The sequence below is a fragment of the Candidatus Pelagibacter sp. genome (assembly GCF_965262185.1).
In the GTDB taxonomy this organism is placed as follows: Bacteria; Pseudomonadota; Alphaproteobacteria; order Pelagibacterales; family Pelagibacteraceae; genus Pelagibacter.
In genome coordinates this window covers 1151214-1163256 of record NZ_OZ253498.1, presented here as the reverse complement: position 1 = coordinate 1163256, position 12043 = coordinate 1151214, and the positions used below count along the sequence as shown (strand labels likewise).

The window sequence follows — 12043 nt, the reverse complement described above, 5'->3', positions numbered from 1 at the left end:
TTAAAATAATCATAAAAACTATAATTGAAACAAGAATAATAAGTATCTTTATTGAAACTAATAATAATGTTTTTGAATAATTAAATATTAATTTTTCTTTTCTAAAGTCAGATACATTTTTATATTTAAATAACTTTAGTATTTTTTGATATATCTTAAAATTTGATTTAACAATATTTGTAAAGTTAACTAGTTGAATAAACTCATAGATTACTACAGCAGAACATATTAATAATATGTAATTAATCAATTTTATCTTGTTGTTGTTCTTTTTTTTCTTTTCCTTTTCTAAGCAATCGTTTTATTGGAAACCATATTAATCCAAAGAGCGCTACAAAAATTGCAACTATTATCCCAACCGTTGCTGCAATAGCGCCACTTCCAATGCCTGGTCCCAAATAAGCAAATGAGGATGTGGTAATTAAACAAAAAATAATTAAACTTAAAATTAATTTAAACATTTGTTATTTTTAATTAATGATTTATATTTTTTTATAAAAATTTCATCTTCAATCACTCTAATCCAGTTAACAAGACCTATATCGCCGTTTTCATCTTTATTTACAAACTCCCACTCTTTTTCACCTTTACTATTAAATAAGATTATTCTTCCATGACTTGTCTCTTCAACCATCAAAGATCCGTCTTTTAGAATGTGAGAAAGACCGCTTAAGTAAGTTTTAAAGTTCTCTTCTTGTAATTCTTTCTTAAATAATGTTTTAAATGTTTTTGTTTCAAAATTATAAATTACAATTTCTGTATAATCATTGTTAACAAAAAAATTATTGTTATTAAAAATTGAAATTTCTTTATTTGAAATGATATCGACATCATGTTGCATAGCAAAAGGACCGGTTATATAATTGATAATCTCATTAGTATTTGGTCGGTAATGAATTATTGCTGATTGATTTCTTATACTTATAAAAACATCACCTTTTTTCCAATATTTACTATTAAATAATGCAGGTTCAATATCATTTAAATGTATGGGGTCAAAATTATTTGCTAACGATGTGTTGTATGCAAAGTTGTCAGGCACAATTTCATTTTCAATAAGTAGTTCTGTAACACTTTTATTTAAAAGTATTTTACCATTAATATTTATTTTTATAATTGAGTCATCTGCATAATTAGGGATTGAATATTTTTTCACATATTTAGATTGGGGTTTCATTCTGCCTCCAATCCAAATATTTCCATCATGATCTAACATTTGACTATGATGAAATTGTTCTTCATCATTAATCCATAAAAGTTTTGAGCAAAAATCTATTTTAAATGCTGGACCATACGTACTTGTTAAGGAACCATCTTTTAAGATTAATGGATGAGTGTAAGTAAATCTTATTTTTGAATTATCAATTTTTAATCTTGGAAATTCTTTTTTATTTTTAACTTGACTATTCATTCTGTCTATATCGTGTGAATATGTGTGTAGGACCTCAAAATTCTTTAAATCTACTATATCAACTACCGCTCTATTTAAACTATTTTCATATCTTGGTAGTACCAAAAGTGCGTTTCTTTCATTATCTATGAACTGTTTAAATCTTTTTTTTCCTTTGTGTTTAGATAAAGGTTCTAGTTTATCAATATTCAGAGTTTTTGTCTTTAACATCATTCTAACATTTAATGGAACACTAGCAATTGTCATCACTATTTCTTGCAAAAATTTAAATTTTCTTCCACCTTCTTTGTGATATTTAACTATTGATCCAAATCCCATCATTCCAATAAAAGATAAAAATAAAACAACAAAAACAGGATATGTAAAAAATTTTTTCATTTAAGCACAAATTGGGTTTTTAAAATGTTTTAAGTTTATATCAAACTTTATTTTAAATATCAAAAATCTCTACGAAGAATCAAAAAAAGAAATCTGATAAATAACAAAAACTTACTACGAAGTTTCTACGAAGAAGTTTCCAAAAGTCCTTAATTTCTTTTAATAATAATTTAGAGATCGTTCTACAGAACGCCCCCTCTTGAAAATTTATTATGATCGTTGCTAAAAAAAAATAATAGACTTTATCTAACTAAGTTGAAAATTATTTGTTTTTAGCCAATACCATGAAGGATGATGAAAATGGTATATAAGGTAATTTATTTTTATCTTTCATCATATAAATTTTATTTGAAAATATTTTACTTTGCTTGCTCTCATTAAATTTTGTTGGAATTGTTGGGTGATAATTAATTGGATAAAAATCTACTAGCTCCCAATCATTTTTTTTTAAAATATCTACTAACTGCAAAGGAGAAAATTGATGTCGTTTATCTACATTTACTCCAGTTTTTGGTTGTTTAAACAACACTTCCTCAAATTTATTTCCTTTTAAATTTACAAATTTTTTAAAGTTAAGTTCATTTAATTTTACACTTTCGTCGTAAAATTTTTTGAAAGACGCTTTTTTAAACTCGTTAGAACTAAATTTATTTAATGAAAATAAATTAAATAATCTATTTCTAGTTCCAAAAATAATAAATTTATTTTTTTTTACAATTTTTTTTGAAATTTTAAAAAATTTAATGATATCATTGAGAGAAAGATATTCTATAAATCCATTTGCAGATAAACAATCAAACCTATTCTTTGTTTCAAATTCAAAAAAATTTTTATTATAAAACATTAAATTTCTTCTCTTAAATTTTCTTTTTGCTAAATCTATCATATTGCTAGAAAAATCTATTCCAACAGTTCTTTGAACTAATTTCGAACTATCATAACACAAGTCACCTGTGCCACAGCCAATATCGATTAATGATTTGATTTTTAATAATTTTAATTTACTTAAAACATAAAAATTTCTTTGTTGAATAGTATTTAATAATTTATTTTTTTTTTACATCAGATTTTTTTTGCCAATTTTTTGCGTCTTTTTCAAAAAATTTTTTTGTCTGATTTTGTTGTTTATAATTTTTGATTTTATTTAAAATCATTAGTATCGTATCTGGGTAATTCAAAAATATTGTGTATATTTTTTTTATTAATTTTACCTTCTTTTGTCGTTAAAGCAAATTTAATATCATATTTTCTTAATAAGTCTAAAGTTTTAATATCATAACTTCCATATGGAAAACAAACTGAAAAATTTTTATCATAAACATTTATTTTTTTAAAATAATTTATTGATTTTTTAATTTCATTTTCCTGTTCATTTTTATTAAGCTTATTCCACCAAAAATGATTGTATCCATGCGAACCAATTGAAAAATTATTTTTATACAATTCCTGTATGTTGCTTGTATTCATATAAAGTTCTTTTGAATACTCTTCCTCTCCAATATTTACTATATCTGAAAATATTTTTTGAACAATTTTTTCTCTAATTTTTAAAGGTAAGTGGCTTTGTAATAATCTTTTAATCAAAATTGTATTTTTATCGTCATATCTAGATGATAAATTGATTTTATTTAATTCTATTTGCTCTGAATTTTTATTGAGAAATTTTTTTACGTAATAAAAAATTAAACTCAAAAGTTTCTCTCTGTTTTTTTCTTTTTCTAAAATTAAATGAATTTTGTTTACATCGAGAACTTTTTTATTTTTAATACACATTACTGGAGGATAAAAATTTGCTGATATATTTTGTTTTTTTAAAAAAGGAAAAACATACTGATAATGATCGATATAGCCATCATCAAATGTAAGAAAAACTGATTTTTTTTTTGGAATTTTCTTTGAATTGATTATTTTAATAAATTGAAAATTAGAAAGAACATTAAAATTTTTTTTAAAGTATAATATTTGTTCTTTAAAATCAGAAAACTCTAAACCTTTTAAATTAGGATATTTGCTTTTTTTTATGTTTCTTACATAGTGATACATAACGACATAAATGTTATTTCCAAATGTTTTAATCATTTAATTAAGATATACTTTATTTCTTTATCTCTGCTTGAGCTGCAGACAATCTAGCAACTGGAACTCTGTATGGAGAACATGAAACATAATTTAATCCTGCCTTTGCACAAAAAAATATACTATGAGGATCTCCTCCATGCTCTCCACAGATACCCAATTTTAAATTTTTGTTTTGTTTTCTTCCTTTTTCTACTGCTATTTCAACTAAATCTGAAACTCCTTCATCTATAGAAACAAAAGGATCAACAGAAAATATTTTGTTTTCTATATAATCATTTAAAAATTTACCACTATCATCTCTACTAATCCCAAAAGTAGTCTGAGTTAAATCATTTGTACCAAAACTAAAGAATTCTGCATGCTTAGCAATTTCCTTTGCTTTTATTGCTGCTCTAGGTAATTCAATCATCGTACCTACTAAAAATTCTATTTTCAATTTATGTTCTTGTTGAACTTGACTTGCAGTTCTAATTACTAAGTCTTTAATTATTCGTATCTCTTCCTCTGTAGATACCAAAGGTATCATTATTTCAGGAAATGCAGATTTAATTTTACTTTTTTTGAGATTTGCTAAAGCTTCAAATATTGCTTTACATTGCATTTCATAAATTTCAGGAAAAGATATTCCTAGACGACAGCCTCTATGACCTAGCATGGGATTTTGCTCATGTAGCTCATCAATTCTTGACTCAACCTCTTTAACTGGAAGATTAACTATATTAGCAACTTCATTAATTTCCTTTTCTGTGCGTGGTAAAAATTCATGTAATGGCGGATCTAACAATCTCACTGTAACTGGTAATCCACCCATAATCTTAAAAATATCAATAAAATCTTTTCTTTGGTGTGGTAATAATTTTTCTAATGCTATTGCCCTGTCCTCTTTTGTTTTGGATAATATCATCTCTCTAACAGATAAGATTCTTTCTTCGTCAAAAAACATATGCTCAGTTCTACAAAGCCCGATACCTTCAGCACCAAAATCTTTTGCTGTTTTTGTGTCTTTCGGAGTTTCTGAATTTGTCCTTACTTTCAATTTTCTAAAGCTATCAGCCCATGACATTAACTTTGAAAAATCACCAGATATTTCTGGTTTTACAGTTGAAACACTGCCAGCAATAATTCTTCCTGTTGAACCATCTATGGTAATTATGTCTCCCTCTTTAATTTCCATTGAAGAAGTTTTAAAAGATTTATTTTCATAATTTATATCAATTTCACTTGATCCTGATACGCAGGGTCTACCCATGCCTCTAGCCACAACGGCTGCATGACTCGTCATTCCTCCTCTTGCTGTCAAAATTCCTTTAGCAGCATGCATTCCTTGTATATCTTCAGGTGACGTTTCTACTCTTACTAGGATAGTGTCTTGCATCATCGAAGTTAATCTTTCAGCTTCCTCTGAAGTAAATACCACTTTCCCACTCGCTGCACCAGGTGAAGCAGGTAAACCATTTGCTATTACATTGATTGTACTCTTTTCATCAAGTGTAGGATGCAAAAGTGTATCTAAAGAATTTGGATCAATTCTTAATACTGCTTCTTTTTTTGATATTAATTTTTCCTTAACCATATCAACTGCAATCTTTACCGCAGATTTTGCAGTTCTTTTTCCTGATCTGGTTTGAAGCATCCACAGTTTATTATTCTCAACCGTAAATTCTACATCTTGCATATCTTTGTAATGTTTTTCCAATTTTTTTAAAATTTTTTTTAATTCTTTGAAAACTTTAGGCAAAGACTCCTCCATTGAAGGTTCTTCAACTTTAGCATTTTTTCTTGCCTTCTTAGTTATATATTGAGGTGTTCTTGTGCCAGCAACAACGTCCTCGCCTTGTGCATTAATTAAGTATTCACCATATATTTCGTTTGATCCATCTGATGGATTTCTTGTAAATACAACTCCGGTAGCGCAATCATCACCCATATTCCCAAAAACCATTGATTGAACATTAACTGCTGTTCCCCATTCTGCTGGTATTTGGTTTAATTTTCTATAGACTTTTGCTCTATTACTCTCCCATGATAAAAATACAGCACTAATTGCTCCAAATAATTGTTGAAATACATCTTGAGGAAATTCTTTTTTTGTTTTTTCTTTTACTGTTCTTTTAAAATCTTCAATTAAACCATCCCAATCATTTTCATCTAAATCAGTGTCTAACAAAACACCTTTTGTTAATTTATAATTTTCAATTAGCTCTTCAAAATGATAACTCTCTACACCCATTACAACGTTTCCATACATTTGAATGAATCGTCTATAACTGTCTTTGGCAAATCGTCCATTGGTAGTTTTCAAAGCTAACGCTTTTACCGTTTTATCGTTTAAACCCAAATTAAGAATTGTATCCATCATCCCTGGCATAGATACTCTAGCGCCAGATCTAACAGATAATAACAAAGGATTTTTTAAGTCTCCAAATTTTTTAGAAACATCTTTTTCTATATTTTTTAATTCTTTTTTAATTTGATAAATTAAGTTGTTATTCAATTTTTTCTTATCTTTATAAAAAATCTCACAAACTTTTGTAGATATTGTAAAACCAGGAGGAACTGGCAAGCCCATTCTGCCCATTTCAGAAAGGTTGGCACCTTTTCCACCTAAAAAATTTTTAGGATTTTTAATACTTTTAGATTGTTCCGAATTGAAGTTTAATATGAGTTTCGTCATTAGCTAGACTCGATTAAAGAAAAATTAACATAATTGTCTAATGTTTTACACATGATTTGAATTAGTTCTAGCCTATTTTTCTTAATTACCGGATCATCCTCATTCACAATTACATTATCAAAAAAATCAAATACCTCTCTTTTAATACTTGCTAAATTGTCCAATGTTTGAACAAAATTTTCGTCATTATTAATACTTGAAAAATATTTCCTCAATTCATTAATTTTTTTAAATAAATTTTTTTCAAGCTCAGTTTTAAAAATACCAGGGTCAGTTGTATTAGATAATTCGATTTTATCTTTTTTTAACTCACTTTCTAAAATATTAGATGCTCTTTTATAGCTTGAAATAATATCTATTCCGTTTTGTTTATTTATTATTTTATTTAAATTTTTTGCTTTATTAAAAATAATTACAGATTGATCTAAGTTAAAAGAACTTATTGAAGCTTGTATTATATCGTTTCGGATATTTTCCTCCTTCATATAATATTTCAACCTCTCTAATAGAAAATCTAACAACTCTTTTTGTAAAGATTTATTCTCAAATTCAAATCCTTGATCCTGATACAAACTTGAAGAATAATTTATTAAATCTCTAATTTTAAAATCTTTTTTATTTTCAATGATAATTCTAATTATCCCAAATGCTAATCTTTTTAAGGCGAAGGGATCCTTTGAGCTTGTTGGTTTTTGGTTAACACCAAAAAATCCAACTAAAGTATCAATTTTATCAGCTAAGGATAAAGCAATGCTATAAGGTTTTTTTGGAATTTTTGTTCCAGATCCAACAGGTAAATATTGCTCACTAACAGCAAGTGATATTTCTTTATCAAAACCTTGCACATTTGCAAAATAACCTCCCATAATCCCTTGAAGTTCTGGAAATTCACCAACCAATTCAGATAACAAGTCTACCTTGCTTATCGATGCTGATAATTCTACTTTTTCTTTACTAATCAACAACTCATCAGAAATAATAGCACCAAGCTTTCTCATTCTTTGAGCTTTATCAAAATAATTTCCAAGACCTTTGAAATAATTCATTAATTTTAAATCAGAAATTTTTTTGACCAAGTTTTGAGCTTTATCTTTCCGCCAGAAGAATTCTGCATCACTTAATCTTGCTTCAACTACTCTTTCATTTCCTAATTTAATTAGTCCTTTTTTATCTTTATTGTTTGCTACTACCAAAAATTGATTTGTAATGTTTCCTTTTTTATCAAAAGTAGGAAAATACTTTTGATGATGTTGCATGGTTAGTATTAAAATCTCTTTAGGTATATTTAAAAATTTTTTATCAAATTCACAAACAATTACGTTAGGTTGGTCAGTTAAATCGACCACTTCCTGAAGAAGCTTAGGATTGATCTCAATATTTATATTTCTTTTTTTTAAAATAATATCAAATTTTTTTTCTATTAAATCTTTTCTCTCAGCGTGATTAATAAGTATATCCATTTTTTTAAAAAAATTTTTATATGATTTAAAGTCTGAAAATAATTTTTTCTTTTCTTCAAACTCTTTATCTACAAATGTCGAGTTAGATGAAATGAAATGATGAAATTTAAAATTTAGTTTTTTTTTATCAAAGATGGATAAGATAGATTTTAATGGCCTACCCCATAATAATTCATAATTTGACCATTTCATTGACTTTTTCCATTGAATTTTATTCAGTATTTGAGGTATAGCTTCTTCTAACAATGTATGAGTATCTAATTTTTTTGATCTAGTTTTATAAAAATAGAATTCACCTTTATCTGTTTTTTTTATAAACAATTCTTTTTTTGAAACACCATTTGATCTCGCAAATCCCTCTAACGCGGCATCTGGAGACTTTGTATTCGGACCTTTTATTTCCTCAGATTTTAAATCTATCTTCTTTTCAACTCCCTCAAACAAAATTAATAACCTATTAGGTGTTGAGTAAGACGAACTTTTTTTAAATTTAATAGATTTTTCTATAAAAAATTCATTAAAACTTTTTAGTAAATTTTCTCTTAAATTTTTTTGTAAATTTGACGGTATTTCCTCACTAAACAATTCTAAAAAAAATTCAGACATTATTTTTGACTATCTAACCAAATACTAGCAGCTGATTTTGTAATATCTCTTATTCTTGCAATATATCCTGCTCTTTGAGCAACACTAATTGCTCCGCGTGCATCTAATATATTAAATACATGACTTGCTTTTAAACATTGATCATAAGCTGGTAATGAAATTTTTTTTTCAACTAATGACTTTGCTTCCGACTCGTGCATATCAAACATTTTAAAAAGTGATTCTACATTCGCATGTTCAAAATTATATGCCGAAAATTCTCTCTCAGCTTGATGAAATACTTCTTTATATTTTACACCATCATCATTCCATAAAAGATCGTAGACATTTTTTTGTTGCTGAATAAACATACATATTCTTTCTAATCCATATGTAATTTCTACAGAAACAGGTTTGCACTCAAATCCTGCCATCTGTTGAAAGTAAGTAAATTGAGTAATTTCCATGCCATCACACCATACCTCCCAACCAAGACCAGCAGCACCCAATGTTGGACTTTCCCAATCGTCTTCTACAAATCTAATATCATGATCTGAATGATCAATTCCTATAGATGATAAACTATTAAGGTAAAGTTTTTTAATATTTTCAGGTGAAGGTTTTATCAAAACTTGAAACTGATAATAATGTTGAAGTCTATTTGGATTATCTCCATACCTTCCATCTGTAGGTCTTCTTGATGGCTGCACATATGCTGTCTTCCAATGTTTAGCTCCTAATGACCTCAATGTAGTTGCCGGATGAAATGTGCCTGCTCCTACTTCCATGTCATAAGGTTGGAGAACTACACATCCTTTTTTACTCCAAAACTTTTGAAGATTTAAAATTGTATCTTGAAATGTAAGAATTTTCTCTTTTGATTTAGAAACCATATCTTTGCCAGATTAATCTTTCATCTAAAATATTTGCAAATTGGTCAATATGATTTGAAGATGAAAGTTTTTGACTTAACCACCCTTTTGTTTTTTGAAATTTTTTAATTACAACATCTTCACCAAACTTTTCTCTTAAGATTTCATGAGCATCTCCTATGCCATCTATTAATCCTAATTTCTTAGCTCTTGAACCTGACCAAAATTCACCAGAAAATAATTCTACTTCTGTTTTATTTAATTTTGCTCCACGACTTTTTTCAACAACATTTATGAAATCTTGGTGTAAATCTAATTGAATATTTTTAAGTCTTTGAATATCTTCTTCCTTTTCTTCCATAAAAGGATCAAGTGTGCTCTTATTCTTTCCAGCTGTGTGAACTCTTCTCTCAACACCTATTTTCTTGATTAATTCAGTAAAACCAAATGATGAATATATAACCCCTATAGACCCAATAATTGAACTTGAATTTGCATAAATTTCATCTCCAGCACATGAGATAAGATATCCCCCAGATGCAGCAACATCTTCTGCAAAAAAAATAACTTTCTTATTACTTTTTTTAGCTTGCTGACGAATAAAACTATAAATTAAATGTGACTGTACAGGTGAACCTCCTGGAGAATTGATTGATATTGCTACTGCATCAGCTTTTTTTAGTGAAAAAGCTTTTTTAATAATTTCTTCCTGTCCTGCAAAATCAATACCTTGCTTAAATTTACCAGCATTACCAATGACGCCATTTAATTTAATATGTGAAACTATTTTTTTCTTTTTTAAAAAGGAGAACATATTTATCTCTTACAGAATATTTAGTTGATTATAAAGACTACTTATAATTGAAGAAATAGGTGCGTCAAATGATAAGTAATAAATATAGCTTAATTATATTAATTTAAAATTAATATGGGAACTGTAGTACAGCTAAAAAATCAAATAAATAATTCATATTTCCAATTGAGGGATTCTGTTGAGGAAAAACTAGCTTTGACTGAAGAAAGAATAAAATCCAAATTAACTAGTGATGTTCAATTAGTTCAAAAAATGACTAATTATCATATAGAAACTGGTGGCAAAAGACTTAGGGCTTTATTAACATTAGGAAGTGCTAAGTTATGTGGTTACTCAAAAGGTTCAAGAGACGTAAATTTAGCAGCTTGTGTAGAACTTATTCACAGTGCAACTTTGATGCATGATGATGTTATCGATGAAGGTGAGATTAGAAGAGGTAAAGAAACTTTAAATAAAATTTGGAATAATCATTCTTCGGTTTTAATTGGAGATTATCTCTTAAGCAGATGCTTTGAGATTATGGTAGAAGATGGAAACATAGAGGTGTTAAAATTATTATCATCAACTTCATCTAAAATTGCCCAGGGAGAAGTATTACAACTACAACATAATAATGAAGTTGATATGCTTGAAGAAACATATCTAAAAATTATCTCTGCCAAAACTGCAGAACTATTTGCTGCTTCAACAAAAGTAGGTGCAATTTTAGCTGAAGTAGAAAATAAAGAAAAAGATGCGCTAGAATTTTATGGAAGGAATTTAGGGTTAACTTTTCAAATTGCAGATGACACATTAGATTATAATTCTGAATTAAAGTTATTTGGAAAAAAAATAGGAAAAGATTTTTTTGAAGGAAAGGTGACTTTACCAATAATCTTGCTTTACCAAAAATTAGAAAACAATGAAAAAAATAGGCTAAAAGAAGTATTTAATAAAAAAGAGAGAACAAAAGAAGATTTTAATAATATTATATCTTTGATTAATAAATATAAAATTTTAAATGAATGCTACCAAAAAGCTCAGCACTATATTAATTTAGCATCAAATTCTTTAAGTGTGTTCAGGGATAGTAAAGAAAAAGAAATTCTTAAAAAACTTACATCTTTCAGTTTAGCAAGAAATTTTTAAGGACTTAATAAAGATTTGTTCCATAATCCATTCTGGCTTTTTGCATAGAGTAATCTTTCATGAATTCTATTTTCTCCATCTAGCCAAAACTCTATATTTTGTGGATTTAAATTCCATCCAGACCAGTGTTTTGGTCTAGGAACTTTTGTTTCATCAGAATATTTATTTTTATATACCTTAATTGAATTTATTAATTCATCTCTATTTTTTAATTCTTGGCTCTGATTTGATGCCCATGCACCAATTCTACTTTCATATGCTCTCAAAGAATAATATTCATCTGCAACATCATCAGAAACTAATGATACAGTTCCAGTAATTCTGACTTGTCGTAAAAGACTTTTCCAATGAAAACACATTGAAGCGTTAGGATTTTCCTTTAGTTCATTACCTTTTCGACTATTTAAATTAGTGTAGAAAACAAATCCATCTTTATTAAAATCCTTAAGGAGTACCATTCTGACTGATGGAACATTATTTTTACTTGAAGTTGCTAGCGCAACTGCATTTGGATCATTTGGTTCAGTCTGTTTAGCTTTTTCCATCCATATTTCAAATAACTTGATTGGGTCATCTAAATTTAAAAAGCAGCTGTTAATACCAAGTTGGTTTTTTTCATTCATAATTTAAACAAAATAATCT

At 27.4% G+C, this 12043-nt stretch carries 10 protein-coding genes; 1 reads left to right on the top strand and 9 read right to left on the bottom strand.

All coding sequences use genetic code 11. The annotated features are described in order from the left end of the window. Nucleotides 1-242 precede the first annotated feature (242 nt). From ACQY31_RS06385 to ACQY31_RS06350, 8 genes are all read right to left on the bottom strand, one after another. Nucleotides 243-461, bottom strand: coding sequence for a hypothetical protein (locus ACQY31_RS06385; protein ID WP_428079567.1), 219 nt, complete (start codon nt 459-461; stop codon nt 243-245). Next, nucleotides 449-1789 (bottom strand): arylsulfotransferase family protein, encoded by a 1341-nt coding sequence (locus tag ACQY31_RS06380; RefSeq protein ID WP_428079565.1) that lies wholly within the window; start codon nt 1787-1789, stop codon nt 449-451. Before ACQY31_RS06380 ends, ACQY31_RS06385 begins: the two co-directional genes overlap by 13 nt. A gap of 262 nt (nt 1790-2051) precedes the next feature. Continuing rightward, nucleotides 2052-2762 carry a class I SAM-dependent methyltransferase gene (locus ACQY31_RS06375; RefSeq protein ID WP_428081200.1) on the bottom strand — a complete coding sequence of 237 codons (711 nt, stop codon included), beginning with the start codon at nt 2760-2762 and terminating at the stop codon, nt 2052-2054. Nucleotides 2763-2929: 167 nt separating this feature from the next. Further along, nucleotides 2930-3868 (bottom strand): polysaccharide deacetylase family protein, encoded by a 939-nt coding sequence (locus ACQY31_RS06370; protein WP_428079563.1) that lies wholly within the window; start codon nt 3866-3868, stop codon nt 2930-2932. Nucleotides 3869-3884: 16 nt separating this feature from the next. Then, entirely contained in the window at nt 3885-6542 is a 2658-nt protein-coding gene (gene ppdK / locus ACQY31_RS06365; protein WP_428079561.1) for a pyruvate, phosphate dikinase, read from the bottom strand. Continuing rightward, complete coding sequence (glyS, locus tag ACQY31_RS06360; protein ID WP_428079559.1) at nt 6542-8608, bottom strand: glycine--tRNA ligase subunit beta; 2067 nt, start codon at nt 8606-8608, stop codon at nt 6542-6544. Before glyS ends, ppdK begins: the two co-directional genes overlap by 1 nt. Next, nucleotides 8608-9480 carry a glycine--tRNA ligase subunit alpha gene (locus ACQY31_RS06355; RefSeq protein ID WP_428079557.1) on the bottom strand — a complete coding sequence of 291 codons (873 nt, stop codon included), beginning with the start codon at nt 9478-9480 and terminating at the stop codon, nt 8608-8610. The genes glyS and ACQY31_RS06355 overlap by 1 nt, the downstream gene beginning before the upstream one ends. Beyond that, nucleotides 9470-10273: a S49 family peptidase gene (locus tag ACQY31_RS06350; protein ID WP_428079555.1), complete on the bottom strand. Its 804-nt coding sequence runs from the start codon at nt 10271-10273 to the stop codon at nt 9470-9472. Before ACQY31_RS06350 ends, ACQY31_RS06355 begins: the two co-directional genes overlap by 11 nt. 114 nt (nt 10274-10387) lie before the next feature. On the opposite strand from ACQY31_RS06350, the gene ACQY31_RS06345 reads away from it, so the two are divergent. Continuing rightward, nucleotides 10388-11401, top strand: coding sequence for a polyprenyl synthetase family protein (locus ACQY31_RS06345; RefSeq protein WP_428079553.1), 1014 nt, complete (start codon nt 10388-10390; stop codon nt 11399-11401). Here ACQY31_RS06345 and pdxH read toward each other — a convergent pair. Then, entirely contained in the window at nt 11398-12024 is a 627-nt protein-coding gene (gene pdxH / locus ACQY31_RS06340) for a pyridoxamine 5'-phosphate oxidase (RefSeq protein WP_428079551.1), read from the bottom strand. The two genes, ACQY31_RS06345 and pdxH, sit on opposite strands and share 4 nt — an antisense overlap. Nucleotides 12025-12043 lie beyond the last annotated feature (19 nt).